Raw genomic sequence first — 17401 nt, forward strand, 5'->3', positions numbered from 1 at the left:
CTGACAGGATGGGAGGTCGGGTCATGCACACGTTCCGTCGCCTCCTGCAGTTCCTCGCCCCCTACCGACGCGGTGTCGTCTGGTCCGGGGTGCTCGCGCTCGCCGCCATGGTGATGACGATCGCGATCCCCTACCTGACCGGTCGGGCGGTCGACGCGCTCCAGCGCGACGACCAGGACGACCTCGTCCTGCTCGGCGTGCTCGTCGGCGTCGCGGGCCTCACCCGGTTCGTCCTGATGATCTTCCGGCGGCTCGTCGCCGGGCGCGTGTCGCTGGGCGTCGAGCTCGACCTGCGCGACCGGCTCTACACGCACCTGCTGTCGCTCGAGCTCGCGTTCTTCGACCGCCAGCAGACCGGGCAGCTGATGTCGCGCGCCACCGTCGACCTGCAGGCCGTCCGCTTCTTCCTCGGCTACGGGCTCGTCTTCATCATCCAGTCCGGCCTGACGCTGCTGCTCGCCGCCGGGGCGATGGCGCTCATCGACCCGACGCTCGCCGCCGTCTCGCTCGCCCCCGTCCCGTTCGTCGTCTGGGCCGCCATCCGCTACGGGCTGCGCGCCCGGCCGGCGCTGCAGGAGGTCCAGCAGCGCATCGCCGAGCTCACCGCCGACGTGCAGGAGAACGTCGGCGGCGTCCGCGTCGTGAAGGCGTTCGCGCGCGAGGAGCGCCAGTACGAGCAGTTCGTGCGCAGCGTCGGGCGGGTGTTCGACCAGTCCATGGTCTCCACGCGCCTGCAGGCGTTCTACAACCCGCTGATCGGCTTCCTGCCGCAGCTCGGGCTCGCCGCGATCCTGCTCGTCGGCGGCCGGCGCGTGATCGACGGCGACCTCACGACCGGCGAGTTCACCGCCTTCTACACGTACCTGCTGATGCTGCTCGCGCCGATGCGGATGCTCGGCGTGCTGCTCGGGATGGCCCAGCGCGCGACCGCCGCCGGCGCCCGCCTGTTCCAGATCCTCGACACGCTCCCGGCGATCACGCCGCCCGAGCACCCCGTGCCGCTCCCCGACGGCCCCGGGCACGTGCGCTTCGAGCGGGTCGGGCTGCGCTACACGGGCGCCACCGAGCCCGCCTTGGACGACGTCACGCTCGACGTCGCGGGCGGCCGCACGATCGCCGTCGTCGGAGGGACCGGCTCGGGCAAGACGACGCTCGTGCAGCTGCTCTCCCGCCTCTACGACCCCACCGAGGGACGCGTCCTCGTCGACGGCGCCGACGTGCGCACCGTCGACCCGTCGGCGCTGCGGCGCGCGATCGCGTTCGTCACCGACGACCCGTTCCTGTTCTCCACCAGCGTGCGCGAGAACATCGCCTATGGGCGCCCCGACGCGACCGACGCCGAGATCGAGCAGGCCGCCCGGCGCGCGCAGGCCCACGACTTCATCAGCCGCCTCCCCGACGGGTACGACACGCGCGTCGGCGAGCGCGGCCTGTCGCTCAGCGGCGGGCAGCGCCAGCGGCTCGCGATCGCCCGCGCGTTCGTCGCCGATCCGCGCATCCTCGTCCTCGACGACGCCACCAGCGCCGTGGACGCCACCACCGAGCAGGCGATCAAGGACGCGCTGGGCGAGGTGATGGCAGGCCGCACGACGTTCGTCATCGCCCACCGGCTCTCCACGATCGCGCTCGCCGACGAGATCGTCGTGCTGCAGGAGGGCCGGGTCGTCGCGCAGGGCGACCACGACCAGCTGCTCGACCGCAGCCCGCTCTACCGGGAGATCGTCGAGAAGGGCCTGCCCGACCAGGTGTTCCTCACCCGCAAGCCGCGCGAGCCGGAGACCGCCGGGCTGTGAGCACGCCGACGCCCACCCGCCGCGACGACGTGCGCCGCCGGCTCGCCCGCACCTCCGGGCGCGGCCGCAAGCTCCGCGGCCTGCTCGTGCTGCTGCGCCCCTACCGGCTGCGCCTCGCGGGCATGTTCGTCGCGCTGCTGCTCGGCACGGCGGCCGCGCTCGCGCCCGCACCGCTGGCCCAGAAGGCGATCGACGACGGGATCCTCGCCAAGGACACCGGCACGCTGACGCTCGTCGTGGTCGTCTTCGTCGCCAGCGCCCTCGTCGTCTGGGGCGCGACGTTCCTGCAGACGTACCTCACCGGCTGGGTCGGCCAGCGCGCCCTGCAGGACCTGCGCCTGTCGATGTTCCGCCACCTGCAGACCCAGCCCGTCGCGTTCTACGAGCGGCGGCCCGCCGGCACCGTCATCTCCCGGATGACCAACGACGTCGAGGCGCTCAACCAGCTCGTGACCGAGAGCGTCGTGACGCTCTTCAGCGCGTCCCTCACGCTCATCGGGTCGATCGTGATCCTGCTGACCTTCGACGTCGAGCTCGCCCTGCTGACGTTCCTCGTCTTCCCCGTCCTGGCGTTCGGGTCGTTCGCGTTCCGCATCGCCAGCGCCGACGCGTACGCGCGCACCCGCGAGACGATCGGGGCGATCACCGGCTCGCTGCAGGAGTCGCTCTCCGGCATCCGCGTGGTCCGCTCGTTCGCGCAGGAGGACCGGCAGCGCCGCGACTTCGCGGTCCTCAACACCGAGAACCGCGACGCGAACATGAAGACCGTCTACCTGAACGCCGCGTACTTCCCGGCGGTCGAGTTCGTCAGCGCCGTCGCGACCGTCGGCATCCTCCTCTACGGCGGCAACCAGGTCCTCGACGACGAGCTGACGATCGGCGTCCTCGTCGGCTTCATCGCCGCGATGAACGGGTTCTTCGACCCGATCGGCCAGCTCTCCCAGGTGTACACGACCTACCAGGCCGGCATGGCGGCGCTCGACAAGATCTTCGAGCTGCTCGACGTCGACCCGGAGATGACCGACAAGCCCGACGCCGTCGACCTGCCGCGACCGCTGCGCGGCGAGATCGCCTTCGAGGGGGTGTCGTTCGCGTACCGCTCCGCCGAGGACGGGGAGATCCGGTACGCGCTGCGCGATGTCGACCTGCGGATCCCGGCCGGGCAGACCGTCGCGCTGGTCGGGGCGACCGGGGCGGGCAAGTCGACGTTCGCGAAGCTCGTGTCGCGGTTCCACGACCCGACCACCGGGGCGGTCACGATCGACGGGCTCGACCTGCGCGACGTGCGGGCCCGTTCGCTGCGCTCGCAGATGGGCATCGTGCCGCAGGAGGGCTTCCTGTTCAGCGGCACCGTCGCCGACAACATCGCCTTCGGCCGCCCCGACGCGACCCGCGAGGAGGTCGAGGCCGCCGCGCGCGCCGCCGGTGCCGCGGACGTCGTCGCCCGCCTGCCCGCCGGGCTCGACACCGAGGTCGGCGAGCGCGGCGTGCAGCTCAGCGCCGGGCAGCGCCAGCTCGTCGCGTTCGCGCGCGCGCTCGTCGCCGACCCGCGCATCCTCATCCTCGACGAGGCGACCGCGAACGTCGACCTCCACACCGAGACCCGGCTCGAGGAGGGCCTGCGCCGCCTGCTGCACGGGCGGACCGCGATCGTCATCGCCCACCGGCTCTCGACGATCCGCCAGGCCGACCGCATCGTCGTCCTCGACGGCGGCCGGATCGTCGAGCAGGGCACCCACGACGAGCTCGTCGCGGCGCAGGGCGCCTACGCGGACCTGTACCGGGACTGGGCCCGTCAGGCCGCCGCCTGAGCGCCGGGCGGTCGCCGCCGCCCCGCGAACGTGTCCGTCTGGCTGTGGCAGTTGGGGCACAGCAGCTGCAGGTTCTCGAGCCGGTTGTCCGCCGGATCGCCGTTGCGGTGGTGCAGCTCGATGGCCAGCGGCGCGCCGCGCCAGCGCGCGATCCCGCACTGCTCGCAGGCATCGTCCTTCAGGCCGGCCTGGATGAGCCGCTGCTTGACGTGCTGGCGGTTGCGCGGGCGGGCGAGCAGCTGCTCGAGCGGCATCGCCTGCGGGCGGGTGACGACCTGCCCACGGCGCACCGCCGCGCCGAACGTCGCCCGCGCCATGCCGAACTGCGCCTGGCACGCCGAGATCGAGTTGCCGGCGTCGTAGAACGCCTGGACCACCGCCCAGTCGTAGCGCCGGTTGGCCCGGGCGTCGATCGGGACCCCGAGCGCGCGCGCATGGTACGACGCGGTCGGCTTGCTGACGCCGAGGCGCCGGGCGATCTCGGCGAGCGAGTGCCCCTCCTGCAGCAGTGCGGCGACCGCCGCACGGGTCGCTCCGGGTGCTCGCTTCGGCTGCGCCATGGGAACACATGTTCGCATGGCGGGCGGACGTCCTCGTTCCCGCGCGTTTCCTATACTGGGTCTCCGCGCAGCCGCGCGAACCATCTCTGCCGGATGGTGTAATCGGCAACACGACGCGCTCTGGACGCGTTATTCTAGGTTCGAGTCCTAGTCCGGCAGCCTCCGACGCGCCCCCTTCCCGGGGCGCGTTTCTCGTTGCGGCACACTGTGTGGGAGCCGCTCGGCGGCCGTCACCGTGAGCACGCTCGTCATCTCCGATCTCCACCTGGGCTCGCGCCTGCAGCGCGACGTGCTGCGCCGTCCCGCGGTGCTGGAGATCCTCCTCGCGCAGATCGAGCGGGTCGACCGGCTCGTGCTGCTGGGCGACGTCGTCGAGATGCTCGAGGGGCGCCCACGCCAGGCGATGGAGGAGGCGCAGCCGGTCCTGGAGGCGATCGGCAACGCGGTCGGCCGCGACCGCGAGCTGCTCGTCGTGCCCGGCAACCACGACCACCGCCTCGTGCGCCGCTGGGTACGCGACCAGGCGCGGCACGAGCGCCCGCTCGAGCTGACCGCGGAGATCCCGGGGTCCTCCTCCCCCGCCCTGTCGGCGCTCGTGCGCGCCCTGCGCCCCGCCCGGCCGCAGGTCCACTACCCGGCGGTGTGGCTCGCCGACGGCGTGCTCGCCCACCACGGGCACTACGTGGACCGGGAGCTCATGGCGCCGCGCCCGGAACCCGGCAGCCGTCCGCCCTATCCGCAGGAGGCCGACCAGCGCGTCGAGGACTACGAGCGCGGCCCCGGGGCGTCGTTCGCCGCGGTGCAGCTCGCGCTCGGCTCGACGCTCCCGCGCGGGGTCAGCGCGGCGATCGACCGGGCCGCGGCGGCCGCCCGCACCGCCGGCATGGCGGCGGCTCCCGCGCTGGACGCCGCCCTGCCCGCGCCGATCCTCGCGCCGTTCAGCGCCGGGCTGCTCGGCCAGCAGTTCCGCCGCGCCGGGCTGCCCGCGATGGCCACCGCGGCCGGACGGCTGGGCGTGGACGCGCGCACGATCGTCTTCGGGCACCTGCACCGCGCCGGCCCGCTGCCGGACGACGACCGTGCCGAGTGGACGCCGCTGGCCGGCGGACCCCGACTGCTCAACACCGGCTGCTGGGTCTACGAGCCGATGCTGCTCGCCGGAGCGAAGCCGGGGCATCCGTACTGGCCCGGCGGCGCTGTGCGCATCGACGCGCGCGGGCGCGCTCGGACGGTCACGCTGCTCGACGACCTCGAGCCCGCACAGCTGCTGCCGTAGCGCATCCGCGACAGATGGTTTGCCCGGCATGCCGGTTTCCGGCATGCTGCCCGCGATGCGCTACGGGAGAGGAGCCCTCGGCGCCGCGGTCGCGGCCTGCCTGGTCACGCTCGCGGGCCCGGCGGCCGCGCAGGCGGCACGGACCTGCGGCCCGCCCGGCCCGACCTGGCCGACGGCGTCCCCCGCGCAGGCCGGACTCGACCAGGGCGACCTGGACCTCGCGCTGCACGCCTACCAGGACCGTCGCTCGTTCGCCGTGCGGATCTACCGCCACGGCTGCCTCGTCGCCCAGGACACCGTGCTGGGCAGCACGGTCACGCAGCACGAGAGCTGGGAGATCACGTCGTCGGTCCTGGCGCTCGTGGCGCTGCGCCAGCGCGCGCAGGGCCTGCTCGACCTCGACGACCGCGTCGGGGCGCTCCTGTCCGAGGCGGACGCCGCGCACGGCGCGATCACCGTCCGCGACCTCCTGCAGCGGACCTCGGGCATCCGCCCGACCCCGGACAACGCGTTCCGCGAGAACGTGCTCCTGCAGGCCCTCGCGACGCCGGTGACCCGCCTGGCCGGCGCCGCCTTCGGGGACGCGCCCGCGGCGCGCGACCTGCTCGTCGCCGTGCTCGAGCGCGCGGCCGGCGAGGACCTGCAGCGCTACGCGGCGCGCGAGCTGTTCGGCCCCGTCGGCATCGCGCGGTTCAGCTGGCTGCGCGACCGGCGCGGCCAGACGCGCGGCAGCTTCGGCCTGCGGCTGACCGCCGACGACCTGGCGCGGCTCGCCGAGCTCGCGCGGCTCGGCGGCCGCTGGGGCGACCGGCAGCTGCTGCCCGCCGACGACGTGGCCGAGATGCTCTCGCCGCAGGCCAGCCGCTGCCACGGGTTCATGACCTGGGTGAACGCCGCCCCGGGCTGCGCCGGCGACGACGGGCGGCTGCTCCCCGGTCTCCCCGCGGACCTGTGGTCGTGGCGCGGGCGCTTCGACCAGCGCGTGGTCGTGTTCCCCGCGCTCGGACTCGTCGTCGTCCGCTACGGGGCCACCGGGGGTGACGCGCGGTCGGGCAGCGACCCGCGCGCCTGGGAGCGCGGGGTCCTCGAGCGGCTGATCGCCGCCGTCCGCGACACGCCCGTCATGCGCACCCCGGGCGCGGACCGGCTGCCGCCGTCGACCGACACGGACTGGCGCGACGACGCGGCCGCCGCGACGGCCGGGCCGCCGTCACCGCCCGGGCCCGGGCCGCGCCGCACGCGCGTGCCGCGGGTCGAGCCGGTCCGCACCACGGTCGGGCGGTCGCGCCTGGTCTCCGTGCGGATCAGCTGCCCGGCGATCGGCGGCGTGCCCTGCAGCGGCACGGTCGCGCTCGACGGCGCGCGTGCCCGGCCCCGCGCCTGGTCCGTGCCCCGCGGCGAGCACCGCGAGGTGCTGCTGCGGCTGCGCCGGCGGCCGGCCGGGCCGCTGGACGTGACCTTCCGCGTGACCGCCCTGGACGACGCGGACGGCGTCCGCGTCGCGGTGCCCGCGCGCCTCACCCGCTGAGGGAGGGCGCCGCGCCGCCGCGCTCAGGCGGGCGGCGTGGTGAAGACCTGCGTGATGCGCTCCTCGAGGCCCGGGTCGAGCACGAGGAGGACCTCGTCGCCGCCTTCGATGACCGTATCGGCCTTCGGCACGAAGCCGTCGCCGCCGCGCAGCACGGAGATGATCAGCGCGCCCTCGGGGATGCTGATGTCGCTGACGGCCTGCCCGTCGGCGGGCGAGCCCACCTCGACCTCGATCTCGATGATCTCGAGCTTCTCGTCGCGCAGGTCAAGCAGGTGGACGAGGCCGTAGGACGGGACCTCGTGCTCGATCAGGCGCAGGATCAGGTCGGTCGCGCTGACGACCGGGCTGACGCCCAGGAGCTCGAACCACTGCCGGTTGCGCGGGTTGTTGACGCGCGCGATGACGCGGTCGCAGAGGTACTTCTCCTTCGCGACCTGGCAGATCAGCATGTTGTCCTCGTCGTCGCCGGTGACGGCGATGACGAGCTCGGCGCGCTGGATGCCCGCGCGCTCGAGCACCCACAGCTCGGTGGCGTCCCCGTACTGGACGGCGTGCTCGAGCTCCTGCTCGATCGTGAGGTAGCGGTCGCGGCGGTTGTCCAGGAGGGTGACCTCGTGGCCCTTGCCGATCAGCTCGCGGGCGAGGTTCCAGCCGACCTTGCCGGCTCCGGCGATGATCACGTACACGCCGTCAGACCTCGCTCAGCGCCTGCTCGAACATCTCGATGGCCACCTTCGTCGGGGAGATCGTGCGCAGCCCCTGCTCCTGGTACCAGTCGGCGCGGGCGGGGTCCATGACGCGCGCGATGACGCTGCGGACCTGGAACTTCTTCTGGGCGATCTGGGAGATCAGCAGGTTCGTGTTGTCGCCGTTGGTGGAGGCGATGAACACGTCGGCCTGCTCGATCCCCGCCTCCACCAGCGCCTCGATCTCGATGCCGTGCCCGACGGTGAAGCGGCCGCCGGCCTCCTCCCACGTCGTGTCGAGTCCCGCGTCGAGGCGCTCGTGGGACAGCGGGTCCTCGTCGAGGACCGAGACCTGGTGGCCGGACGCGAGCATCGAGCGCGCGACCGCGGAGCCGACGCGTCCGGCTCCGACGATGAGGACGAACATGGGCGAGGAGACTATCGGTCGGGGGACGGGTCCATGAGGGGGTCGTCGGCGGGGGGCGCGGTGAGGATGACCTGGCAGTGCGCCTTGGCCAGCACCTGCTTGGTGACCTCGCCGACGAAGTTGTCGCGCGGGCCGCCGCGGCCGCCCAGCAGCGCGCCGCCGCGGATGCGGGTCGGCTCCTCCGCGGCGAGGACGATCGCCTCGACGCCGCGCCGCCGGGCCTCGTCGACGATCGCCGTGCCGGCGCGCCGCGCGCGGATCGTCGCGGTGGCGACCTCGACGCCCTCGTACTCCTCCCCCACCGCCTTCGCGCGGCGCAGCGCGGCGCGCGCGGTCTCGAGCTGGTGGTCGGGCAGCCGCGCGTCGAGCGGCAGCGCCATCGGGATCTCGAAGACCCACAGCGCCTCGATCGTCGCGCCCTCCTCGCTGTCGAAGTCGTCGTGCCAGTTGCCGGCCAGCCGGCCCGCGGTCTGCACGATGTCGTCGTCCAGCGGGGTGCCGAAGATCGGCACGAGGATCGAGCCGTACTCGACCGACGGCGCGTCCACGTGCCGCAGCGCCGACGCGGGGACGAGCACGCGCTTGAAGATCGGCTTGCCCTCCGCGCGCCGGTAGGCGACGTAGAGGACGAGCCCGGTGAGCATCCAGCCCAGGCCGACCCAACGGGCGCCCGAGTGGAACAGCAGGACGCTGACCCAGGCGGCGAACGACAGGACCGCACCGACGATCGCCGGCACCGGCAGCGACGCGCCGCGCACCGTCACGTTCAGCGGGACGGCGTACGGGCGGCGCAGGTCGGGTTCGCGCACGCGCAGGGCGACGATCGACACGTGCGCGATCGTCAGGCCGAGCAGGGCGCCGAAGGCGTAGATGCCGACGAGCACGTCGAGGTCCTGGGGCAGCACGAGCACGGCGGCGAGGACCGCGCCGAGCGTGATCGCCACGTAGGGGGTCGAGCGGGTCGGGTGCAGCCGGCCGATCCGCGCCGGGATCTGGCGGTTGGTCGAGAGGTTGTAGGCGAGCCGCGAGAGGCCGAGCATCGCGCTGTTGGCCGCGGCGATCAGCGTGACGGTCGCCGCGGCGGCGAGCACGTACTTCAGGCCGTCGGACAGCCACGCCTGGTCGAGCGCCGCGACGACCCCGAGCATCGGCGCCTCGACGAACGTGTCGCCGAGCGCGGTGCGCCCGTCCACCACCGGCAGCGCGGTGAGCGCCACGAGGGCGATGCCGACGTACAGGAAGAGGATCGACCCGGACGCGCTGAGCAGCAGCCGCTTGAGCTGCCGGCGGCCGGCGCCGACCTCGCCGGCCAGGCCCGACGCGGACTCCAGGCCCGTGAACACGACGGTGGCGACGCCCAGGGCGAACAGCGTGTCCTCCCACCCCGGGCTCGTGCCGAGCTGGATCGGGTCGAGCAGCAGGTCGGCGTCGAAGACGGTGACGAGGCCGACGACGATGATCAGCGCCTGCAGCACGAGGTCGGCGACCACGAGCAGCGACAGCCGCGACACCCGCTTGGCGGTGAAGCCCCGGATGTTGCGGAACGCGACGTAGGCGATGATCGCGAAGGCCAGGACGATCTCGGTGCCGCCGCGGCCCAGCGGCGCGTAGAACGCCGCCGCGTAGTTCGTCGCGGTGAACGCCGTGACCGCGATGAGGATCACGTAGTCCAGGAGGATCGCCCAGCCCGCCACGAAACTCACGAGCTCGTTGAACGCGTACCGCGCGAACACGGTCGAGCCGGCCTTGTCCTGGTGCAGCGAGGCGCCCTCGACGTACGTCATCGCGGCGAGCGCGAACAGCAGCGCGGCGACGAGGAAGACGACCGGGGTGAGGCCGAGCGCGTGGTCGGCGACGACCCCGAGCGAGAAGTAGATCGCCGAGGCCAGCGACGTGTAGAGGACCACGAAGATCGCGGGCGAGCCGAGCCCGCGCTTCATGATCGTGTCGGCGACCTCGAGCCGCTGGGGGGTCTGCTCGTCGCTCATCGGTCCTGGCTCCCCGATCGGGCGATGAAGATGCGGCCCGCGCCCACCGCCACGAACATGACGCCGAGGATCGTCCCGAGGGCCAGCGGGCCGCCGCCCCGGGCGAGCGTCGACACGAGCATGGCGACGCCGAGCACGACCATGACGGCGCTCATGACGCTCGTGGCGGCGTGGTGGACGTCGCGCGGCTCGGGCATCAGGCCTGTCCCACAGGCGCGGTTCGCGGGGTCGGGGTGCCGGGGTCGGACTGGATGATCACGCGGCACGGGCGCTCGCCCAGGACGGTCTCGAGCGTCTTGCCGAACACGGTGCCGCCGGCGACGCCTCGGGGCGGCAGCGGCATGACGATCGCGGCGGCGCGCATCTCCTTCGCGGCCTCGACGATCCGGCGGCCCGCCTGCCCGGCGCGGACGCGCTCGACGTGGCCGCTGACGCGCCGGCCCGCCTGGAGCTTGGCCTGCTCGATGATCGCCCAGGCAGCGAGCTCGTGGTCGGGCAGCTCGGCGTCGATCGGCTCGCTCGTGGGCACCGTGATCGTGACGACGACGTGGATGCCGCGCCGGCGGCGGGCCGCGACCTTCTGCGCCATCGCGATCGCGCCCGGCGAGTAGCTGCGCCACTCCAGCGCGACCAGCACGCTCTCGTACTCCGCCTCGTGGTCGACGACGGGCTTGGGCACCGCGACCTTCGTCGTCGTCACGAGGTCGAGTCCCTGGCGGCGCCGGTAGACGATGTACACGACGATCCCGAGCGCCAGCCAGCCGACGCCCGCGACCGCGACGTCGAGGTGCAGCAGCGCCACGGTCAGGAACGCCAGGCCGGTGCCGAGCCCGCCGACGAGCGCGAACAGCGGGTAGGCGCGCCCGCGGATCGTCACGTTGCCGGGCCCCCGGTAGGGCCGCTCCACATCGGGCTGGGTGAGCCGCAGGCGCACGACCGCGATGTGCGCGATCGTGAACGACAGCATCGCCCCGAACGCGTACATGTTGCCGAGGAAGTCCGCCTGGCCGGGCAGCAGCATCAGGCAGGCGATGCCGCCGAAGACGAGGATCCCGATCCACGGCGTGCCGAACCGCGGGTGCAGCTGGCGCATCCGGTCCGGCATCTGCCGGTGCAGGCCCATCGAGTACACGAGCCGGCTGACGCCGATGATGCCCGCGTTGGCGGCGATGAACAGGATCGTCGCCGCGAGGATGCCGACGTACAGCTCGCCCGCGCCCTGGAAGATGCCGAGGTCGATCTGCTTGACGACGCCGAGTATCGGGTCGCCCGCGAAGCCGCCCTCCTCCTCGGAGAGCCCGAGCTTCGTGACGTACTCGCCGTCGGGCTGCTGGTAGACCGGCAGCGCGCTCAGCGCGACCGCGGGCAGCAGCGCGTAGATCGCGAAGACGGCGATCACGACCCGCTTGATCGCCGCGGGGATCGTCGTCGCCTCGTCCTTGGCCTCCTCGGCCATGTTCGAGATCGTCTCGATGCCCGTGTAGGCGATCATCCCGACCGGGATCGCCACGAGGAAGTCCTTCCACTCCGGCGCGACGCCGAACGAGACGTTGTCGACGAGCGTCGACGGGCTGAACACGAGGAACAGCCCGACGACGACGAGCAGCAGCTGCGTCGCGAAGTCCACGACCGCCAGGCCGATGTTGACGCCCGCGGACTCCTCCGCCCCGCGGATGTTCACGAAGCACAGCAGCAGGATCACGCCGATCGCGAAGACGATGTCCCCCGGCGCGGTCTTCAGCGGCTCCCAGAACAGCGACCCGAGGTAGTGCGGCACGAAGAACGCCGAGATGGCGATCGTGATGACGTAGTTGAGCATCTGCGCCCAGGCGGCGAAGAACGAGACGAACTCGTTGAACGCGCGCCGCGCGAAGCTCGAGGAGCCGCCCGCCTCCGGGTACATCGCCGTGGCCTCGGCGTACGTGGCGGCCGTCAGGTAGAAGATGAAGCCGGTGATGATGAACACCACCGGCGTGAGGCCGAGCGCGTAGCTGGCGACGAGCCCGAGCGCGTAGTAGATCGACGAGCCCACGTTGCCGTAGGCGGTCGAGAAGAGGGCGTTCGTGCCGAGGACCCTCTGGAGTCCGTGGAGGCGGCGTTCTGCCATGTGCGCCGCGGGAGTCTACGCCTCCCGCGGGCGCGTGCCGTACGGCCCTACTGGCCGGGGACCCAGAGGCGGCTCGGCGGGGCCTGGCCCGCGCCACCGCCGGCGTCCGGCGTGGCCTCCGGGGCGGTGCCGCCCATCTGCACGTAGGCCATCTGCAGCTGCGACAGCGCGTCCTTCAGCGACGCCGCGTCCGGGCCCAGCTGGTCCTCGACGAGCGCGAGCAGCGCCCGCGAGCCGTCGATGGCCATGCGCAGCTGCTCGGGGTCGCGCTCGTCCTCGGTGCCGGGCGCCAGGCCGGCCTTGCGGCCGGCGAGGTTGATCAGCGACACGAGGGTCTGGACGACGACGTCCTCGACGCGCAGCTGCTTGAGCTGGGCCTCGTAGGCGGCGCGCAGCTCCTCCTCGGAGACGGGCTCGCCGTCCGGGCCGAGCGGCATGTCGGGTGGGGTGCTCATGCGGACGGTGCCTCCTGGGGCGTGTTGGCGTAGGTGTCCTGCGTCTCCTGCACGGAGGCGCGGAAGGCCTCCTCCATCGTGGCCCCCTGCGCCAGCAGGGCGCGCTGGCGCTGCGCGCCGTTGCGCGCGGGGAGCTTCAGGTCGGTGAGGCCGATCTCGGCGCGGACCGGGGCGGTCCACTCCCACAGCCGGTCGCGGGCGGCGCCCGCGGGCTCCTCGACGAGCCGGTCGAGGTCCAGCAGCCGGCCGTCCATGCCGAAGCGGATCGCCCGCCACATGTTCTCCTCGACGAGCCGGGCCGGGAGGTCGGGGCCCCCGGCGGCGGGCCGGCCCTCGTCCTCGTCGCGGGCGGCCTGGGCCACGCAGGCGACGACGAGCTCGGTCAGCGCGTCCGCCTCGGCGGCGTCCGCCTGCGCGTCGCAGATGCGGACCTCGACGGTGCCGAAGCTGAAGTGCGGGCGCACGGACCACCAGATCTGCGTGTACTCGACGATCGAGCTCGTCCGCACGAGCAGGTCGATGTAGTCCGCGTACGCCTGCCAGGAGCCGTACGCGTCCGGGATCCCGCAGCGCGGGAACGTCTTCGTGAACGCCTGGGTGCGCGCCGAGTGCAGGCCCGAGTCGCGCGCGTCGAGGAACGGCGAGTTGGCGCTGATCGCCAGCAGCGTGGGGAGCACGCCCCGCAGCCGGTCGCAGACGCGGATGGCGCGGTCGGCGCCGTGGACGCCGACGTGCACGTGCAGCGAGAACGTGTTGTTGCGCCGGGCGACGTACTGGAGGCCGTCGACGACCCGGCGGTAGTGCTCGGTGTCGATGTTCGGCTGCTCGCGGTAGTCCGCCCACGGGTGCGTGCCCTGGGCGGCCAGCAGCGCGTCGTGGCGGCCCGCGAGGGCGAACAGGCGCCGGCGCGCGTCGCGCTGGCGCGCGAGCGCGTCGTGGACGTCCTCCCCACGCCCCGAGCGGATCTCGATCTCGCTGGAGATCAGCTCGCCGCTGACCGACGCGGCCAGCGGCGCGTCGTCCTGGCAGGCGGCGAGGAGCTCCTCGTAGCGCGGGGCCAGGTCGAGGCTCGTGGGGTCCAGGATGGCGAACTCCTCCTCGATGCCGACCGTGCGGTCGACCGAGGTGGCGTACGCCTCGTAGGCGGCGGCGACGTCGATCACGTGAGGTAGAAGTACAGCGCGTAGAGGAGATCGACCGCGGGGCTGGAGGTGTGGACGGTCACCTCCGGCGGGACCTGCAGCAGCGTCTCGGAGTAGTTGAAGATGATCTTGACGCCCGCCTCGACGAGGTCGTCGGCGAGCGCCTGGGCGGCGGCGGGCGGCACCGCGAGGACGCCGACGACGACGTCCTCGTCCTCCACGACGGCGCGCAGCTCGTCGACGTGGCGCACGCGCTGCGGGCCGACCTCCATGCCGACCTTCGACGGGTCGGCGTCGAAGATCGCCACGACGCGGAAGCCGTGGTCGGCGAAGATGTCCGAGGAGGCGATCGCGCGGCCGAGGTGCCCGGCGCCGAACAGCGCGATGTTGTGCTGGCCGGCGGTGCGCAGGATGCCCCGGATCTGGGAGACCAGCGACTCGACGTTGTAGCCGACGCCGCGCTTGCCGAACTTGCCGAAGCCGCTGAGGTCGCGGCGGATCTGCGTCGAGTTGACGTGCGTGTAGTCGGACAGCTCCTGCGAGGAGATGGTCTCCTTGCCCATCTTCTTCGCCTGCGTGAGGACCTGCAGGTAGCGCGAGAGACGCGCCGCCACCCCGAGGGTGAGGCGCTCGGGGGTCATCCCGTCCGGCGTGGCCGCATCCGTGGGTTCCGTCGTGCTCATCGACCCTCCAGTCTATGACGGAGCCTGCCGCGGAGGTCCGCCTCGTCGACGAAGAAGTCGTAGAGCTCCTCGCCGTCGAGGCAGATCACCGGGATGCGCTCGAGGTAGCGGCGGTGCAGGTCGTCGTCGGCCTCGATGTCGACGACCTCCAGCGGCTCGCCGTGCTCGGCGGCTAGGGGGCGCAGCAGCGCCAGCGCGTCGTCGCACAGGTGGCAGCCCTCGCGGACGTGGACGGTGATCACGCCAGCGTGCCCGTCGGGTAGGCGTCGAGCGCGAGGTGCGCGCCGACCGGCAGGCCGGGCCGGTGCAGCGCCGCGGCGGCGATCATCGCCGCGTTGTCGGTGCACAGCTCCACCGGCGGGACGTTCACCGCCACCCCGAGCGCCGACAGCCGCTCGCGCAGCGGGCCGTTGGCGGCGACGCCGCCGCCGATCGCCAGCCGGGTCGCGCCGGTCTCGCGCAGCGCCCGCTCGACGCGGACGGCGAGCGTCTCGACGATCGCGTGCTGGTAGCTGGCGGCGAGGTCGGCGTGGCGGCGGCGCGCCTCCTCCTCCCCCAGGTCGCGCACCGCGTACAGCAGCGCGGTCTTCAGGCCGCTGAACGACAGGTCCAGCCCCGCGACCTTCGCCGCCGTCGGGAACGCGAACGCGCCGGGGTCGCCGTCCTGCGCGGCGCGCTGGAGGTGCGGGCCGCCCGGGAACGGCAGGCCGAGCAGGCGGGCGCCCTTGTCGAACGCCTCCCCCGCGGCGTCGTCGAGCGTGCGGCCGAGCACGGTGAAGCCGTCATGGTCGGCGACGTGCGCGAGGAACGTGTGGCCGCCGCTGGCGATCAGGCACAGGAACGGCGGCGCGAACGGCTCGCGGTCCCCGATGCGCAGGAAGTTCGCCGCCACGTGGCCCTGCAGGTGGTCGACCGGGGTCAGCGGCAGGCCGCGGACGGCGGCGAGCGCCTTGGCGTGGCAGAGGCCGACGAGCAGCGCGCCGACGAGCCCCGGCCCCTGGGTGACGGCGATCCGCTCGATCCCGTCGAGCGTCACGCCGGCGCGGCGCAGCGCGTCGTCGACGACCGCCGTGCAGCGCTCGAGGTGGTGGCGCGAGGCGATCTCGGGGACGACGCCGCCGTACGCGTCGTGGATGCCCTGCGAGGAGATCACGTTGCTGCGGACCTCGCCGTCGGCGGTCACGACCGCGGCGCAGGTGTCGTCGCAGCTCGTCTCGATCGCGAGGATCACCGGCGGCCCCCCGGGGGCGGCACGGTGCCCGGGGTCGGCTGCACCGGCCCGGCGTTGGGGACGTCGTCGAGGCGGCCCTCGAGCGTCGCGGCGGTGCGCCACATGATGTAGGCGTCCTCCCCGTTGTCCTGGTAGTAGCGCTTGCGCACGCCGGCGATGAGGAAGCCGTAGCGCTCGTACAGCGCGATCGCGGGCAGGTTGCTCTGCCGCACCTCGAGCGTGAACTGCGCCTCGGGGTCCGGGAGCCGCGTGAACAGGTCGTCGAGCATCGCCGTCGCGACCCCGCGGCGGTGCAGGACCGGGTCGACCGAGATGTTCATGATGTGCCAGATCGTGTCGTAGCGGCTGCAGATGCAGTAGCCCGCCAGGGCCTCCTCGCTGCGCCACGCGCCCAGGCACACGCCCGCGGTCTTGCTCAGCTCGAGCACGAACATCGCCAGCGACCACGGGGCCGGGAACGCCCGCCGCTCGATCGCGATGACCTGCGGCAGGTCCTGGTAGCGCAGCCGCTGGATGCGGAAGCGCGTGCTCTCCGCGCCGGTGCTCACCGGCCACCCCGCAGCGCCGTCGGCACGGCGTCCGGGCGGCGCACGTAGGCGGGCAGCACGTCCGCGCCCGGGGTCGCCCGGGCCGCGAGGTCGCACAGGCGGGCCGGGTCGACCGCGTGCTGCGCGTCGTCGTCGGGGGCGACGAGGGCGCCGGCGGCGGTCAGCGCCTCGCGGTAGCGCACGGCGCCGTCCCCGACGACGCGGACGCCCGCGAGCGCGACCAGCCCGCCGAGCTCCGCGGGCGGCACGGCGACCGGCGGCAGCGACGGGGCGGCGCCCGCGGCGGCGGCGGTCGCGTCGTCCCAGGCGGCGGCGAAGATCTCGCGGCGGCGCGCGTCGAGCGCGGCGACGACCCGGCCGGCCGGGGCCGCGGCGGCGAGCGCGGCCAGGGTGGGGACGCCGACGAGCTCGGCGCCGCCGGCGGCCGCCAGCGAGCGCGCGCTCGCGACCCCGATCCGCAGGCCGGTGAACGTGCCGGGCCCGACGCCGACCCCGATCCGGGCGACCGCGTCCCAGCCGACCCCCGCCTCGTCCAGCAGCTCGGTGAGCAGCGGCAGCAGCTGCGTGACGTGTCCCGGCCGCTCGCCGTCCGCGGGCCGGTGGCGACGCCCGAGCGTCGCGCCGTCGGCGGTGCGCAGGCCGACGACCGTGTCCGGCGTCGCGGTGTCGAAGGCCAGCAGCACGCTCACGGCGCCACCGACCGGATCGTCACGTCGCGCTCGGTCGGCGTGACGTGCTCGAGCGTCACCGCGTAGCGGACCCCGTCGAGCGCGTCGGCGGCGAGCTCCGGCCACTCGACGAAGGCGACCGTCGCCGGGGTCACGTAGTCGTCCAGCAGCGCCGGGTCCTCGTCCTGCAGCGACACCAGCCGGTGCAGGTCGAGGTGCGCGACCGGCGGGGTCGCGTCGTCGTAGCGGCGGCCGATCGTGAACGTCGGGCTCGTCACCGGGCCGGTCGCCCCGAGGGCGCGGGCCGCCCCGCGGACGAACGTCGTCTTCCCCGCGCCCATCTCGCCGCGCAGGAGCACGACGTCACCCGGCCGCAGGTCACGTGCGAGCTCGGCGGCGAGCGCCTCGGTCTCCTCGGCGCCGGAGGTGCGGACGGTGCGCGACGACATGCCGGGCACAGGCTACGCCGACGAGGGTCCCGCCGTCCCGAGCCGG

The 17401-nt window shown here is 73.7% G+C and carries 18 protein-coding genes and 1 tRNA gene; 5 read left to right on the forward strand and 14 right to left on the reverse strand.

The window, feature by feature from the left end; translation table 11 throughout:
* The first annotated feature begins 23 nt into the window (after positions 1–23).
* Complete coding sequence (locus tag C7Y72_RS14390; protein WP_107569895.1) at positions 24–1793, forward strand: ABC transporter ATP-binding protein; 1770 nt, start codon at positions 24–26, stop codon at positions 1791–1793.
* Positions 1790–3604: an ABC transporter ATP-binding protein gene (locus C7Y72_RS14395; protein WP_107569896.1), complete on the forward strand. Its 1815-nt coding sequence runs from the start codon at positions 1790–1792 to the stop codon at positions 3602–3604. Before C7Y72_RS14390 ends, C7Y72_RS14395 begins: the two co-directional genes overlap by 4 nt.
* Here C7Y72_RS14395 and C7Y72_RS14400 read toward each other — a convergent pair.
* Positions 3589–4164, reverse strand: coding sequence for a helix-turn-helix domain-containing protein (locus C7Y72_RS14400; RefSeq protein WP_158276869.1), 576 nt, complete (start codon positions 4162–4164; stop codon positions 3589–3591). The two genes, C7Y72_RS14395 and C7Y72_RS14400, sit on opposite strands and share 16 nt — an antisense overlap.
* Positions 4165–4251: 87 nt before the next feature.
* Between C7Y72_RS14400 and C7Y72_RS14405 the strand changes: the two genes are divergently transcribed.
* From C7Y72_RS14405 to C7Y72_RS14415, 3 genes are all read left to right on the forward strand, one after another.
* Positions 4252–4323: transfer RNA gene (locus C7Y72_RS14405), tRNA-Gln, on the forward strand.
* A 76-nt stretch (positions 4324–4399) separates the two neighbouring features.
* Complete coding sequence (locus C7Y72_RS14410; protein WP_146175392.1) at positions 4400–5440, forward strand: metallophosphoesterase; 1041 nt, start codon at positions 4400–4402, stop codon at positions 5438–5440.
* A gap of 28 nt (positions 5441–5468) precedes the next feature.
* Positions 5469–6968 carry a serine hydrolase domain-containing protein gene (locus C7Y72_RS14415; RefSeq protein ID WP_146175393.1) on the forward strand — a complete coding sequence of 500 codons (1500 nt, stop codon included), beginning with the start codon at positions 5469–5471 and terminating at the stop codon, positions 6966–6968.
* 23 nt (positions 6969–6991) lie between these two features.
* Here C7Y72_RS14415 and C7Y72_RS14420 read toward each other — a convergent pair whose 3' ends face one another.
* The 13 genes from C7Y72_RS14420 to tsaE are packed head-to-tail and all read right to left on the reverse strand — an operon-like array spanning position 6992 to position 17355.
* Positions 6992–7657 carry a potassium channel family protein gene (locus C7Y72_RS14420; RefSeq protein WP_107569900.1) on the reverse strand — a complete coding sequence of 222 codons (666 nt, stop codon included), beginning with the start codon at positions 7655–7657 and terminating at the stop codon, positions 6992–6994.
* A 4-nt stretch (positions 7658–7661) separates the two neighbouring features.
* Positions 7662–8084 carry a potassium channel family protein gene (locus C7Y72_RS14425; RefSeq protein WP_107569901.1) on the reverse strand — a complete coding sequence of 141 codons (423 nt, stop codon included), beginning with the start codon at positions 8082–8084 and terminating at the stop codon, positions 7662–7664.
* An 11-nt stretch (positions 8085–8095) separates the two neighbouring features.
* Complete coding sequence (locus tag C7Y72_RS14430; RefSeq protein WP_107569902.1) at positions 8096–10072, reverse strand: amino acid permease; 1977 nt, start codon at positions 10070–10072, stop codon at positions 8096–8098.
* Positions 10069–10269: a hypothetical protein gene (locus C7Y72_RS14435; protein ID WP_107569903.1), complete on the reverse strand. Its 201-nt coding sequence runs from the start codon at positions 10267–10269 to the stop codon at positions 10069–10071. Before C7Y72_RS14435 ends, C7Y72_RS14430 begins: the two co-directional genes overlap by 4 nt.
* On the reverse strand, positions 10269–12179 hold the full coding sequence (locus C7Y72_RS14440; RefSeq protein ID WP_107569904.1) for a universal stress protein: 1911 nt from the start codon (positions 12177–12179) through the stop codon (positions 10269–10271). Before C7Y72_RS14440 ends, C7Y72_RS14435 begins: the two co-directional genes overlap by 1 nt.
* 47 nt (positions 12180–12226) lie before the next feature.
* Positions 12227–12634 (reverse strand): hypothetical protein, encoded by a 408-nt coding sequence (locus tag C7Y72_RS14445; RefSeq protein ID WP_107569905.1) that lies wholly within the window; start codon positions 12632–12634, stop codon positions 12227–12229.
* Positions 12631–13797, reverse strand: a complete 1167-nt coding sequence (locus tag C7Y72_RS14450; protein ID WP_107569906.1) for a carboxylate-amine ligase — start codon at positions 13795–13797, stop codon at positions 12631–12633. The genes C7Y72_RS14445 and C7Y72_RS14450 overlap by 4 nt, the downstream gene beginning before the upstream one ends.
* Positions 13794–14459: a redox-sensing transcriptional repressor Rex gene (locus tag C7Y72_RS14455; RefSeq protein WP_107569907.1), complete on the reverse strand. Its 666-nt coding sequence runs from the start codon at positions 14457–14459 to the stop codon at positions 13794–13796. The genes C7Y72_RS14450 and C7Y72_RS14455 overlap by 4 nt, the downstream gene beginning before the upstream one ends.
* Positions 14456–14701 carry a glutaredoxin family protein gene (locus C7Y72_RS14460; RefSeq protein ID WP_107569908.1) on the reverse strand — a complete coding sequence of 82 codons (246 nt, stop codon included), beginning with the start codon at positions 14699–14701 and terminating at the stop codon, positions 14456–14458. Before C7Y72_RS14460 ends, C7Y72_RS14455 begins: the two co-directional genes overlap by 4 nt.
* Positions 14698–15690, reverse strand: coding sequence for a tRNA (adenosine(37)-N6)-threonylcarbamoyltransferase complex transferase subunit TsaD (gene tsaD / locus C7Y72_RS14465; protein WP_107569909.1), 993 nt, complete (start codon positions 15688–15690; stop codon positions 14698–14700). The genes C7Y72_RS14460 and tsaD overlap by 4 nt, the downstream gene beginning before the upstream one ends.
* Positions 15687–16238, reverse strand: a complete 552-nt coding sequence (gene rimI / locus C7Y72_RS14470) for a ribosomal protein S18-alanine N-acetyltransferase (protein ID WP_154732041.1) — start codon at positions 16236–16238, stop codon at positions 15687–15689. The genes tsaD and rimI overlap by 4 nt, the downstream gene beginning before the upstream one ends.
* Positions 16235–16927: a tRNA (adenosine(37)-N6)-threonylcarbamoyltransferase complex dimerization subunit type 1 TsaB gene (gene tsaB / locus C7Y72_RS14475; RefSeq protein ID WP_158276870.1), complete on the reverse strand. Its 693-nt coding sequence runs from the start codon at positions 16925–16927 to the stop codon at positions 16235–16237. Before tsaB ends, rimI begins: the two co-directional genes overlap by 4 nt.
* Positions 16924–17355, reverse strand: coding sequence for a tRNA (adenosine(37)-N6)-threonylcarbamoyltransferase complex ATPase subunit type 1 TsaE (gene tsaE, locus C7Y72_RS14480; RefSeq protein ID WP_107569912.1), 432 nt, complete (start codon positions 17353–17355; stop codon positions 16924–16926). The genes tsaB and tsaE overlap by 4 nt, the downstream gene beginning before the upstream one ends.
* Between the last annotated feature and the right edge of the window lie 46 nt (positions 17356–17401).

Source organism: Paraconexibacter algicola (genome assembly GCF_003044185.1).
Taxonomy (GTDB): Bacteria; Actinomycetota; Thermoleophilia; order Solirubrobacterales; family Solirubrobacteraceae; genus Paraconexibacter; species Paraconexibacter algicola.

Coding starts and splice junctions, on each gene's coding strand:
- C7Y72_RS14390 (WP_107569895.1), top strand. CDS start 24: ATGCACACGTTCCGTCGCCTCCTGCAGTTCCTCGCCCCCTACCGACGC.
- C7Y72_RS14400 (WP_158276869.1), bottom strand. CDS start 4,164: ATGGCGCAGCCGAAGCGAGCACCCGGAGCGACCCGTGCGGCGGTCGCC.
- C7Y72_RS14415 (WP_146175393.1), top strand. CDS start 5,469: ATGCCGGTTTCCGGCATGCTGCCCGCGATGCGCTACGGGAGAGGAGCC.
- C7Y72_RS14425 (WP_107569901.1), bottom strand. CDS start 8,084: ATGTTCGTCCTCATCGTCGGAGCCGGACGCGTCGGCTCCGCGGTCGCG.
- C7Y72_RS14430 (WP_107569902.1), bottom strand. CDS start 10,072: ATGAGCGACGAGCAGACCCCCCAGCGGCTCGAGGTCGCCGACACGATC.
- C7Y72_RS14435 (WP_107569903.1), bottom strand. CDS start 10,269: ATGCCCGAGCCGCGCGACGTCCACCACGCCGCCACGAGCGTCATGAGC.
- C7Y72_RS14440 (WP_107569904.1), bottom strand. CDS start 12,179: ATGGCAGAACGCCGCCTCCACGGACTCCAGAGGGTCCTCGGCACGAAC.
- C7Y72_RS14445 (WP_107569905.1), bottom strand. CDS start 12,634: ATGAGCACCCCACCCGACATGCCGCTCGGCCCGGACGGCGAGCCCGTC.
- C7Y72_RS14455 (WP_107569907.1), bottom strand. CDS start 14,459: ATGAGCACGACGGAACCCACGGATGCGGCCACGCCGGACGGGATGACC.
- tsaE (WP_107569912.1), bottom strand. CDS start 17,355: ATGTCGTCGCGCACCGTCCGCACCTCCGGCGCCGAGGAGACCGAGGCG.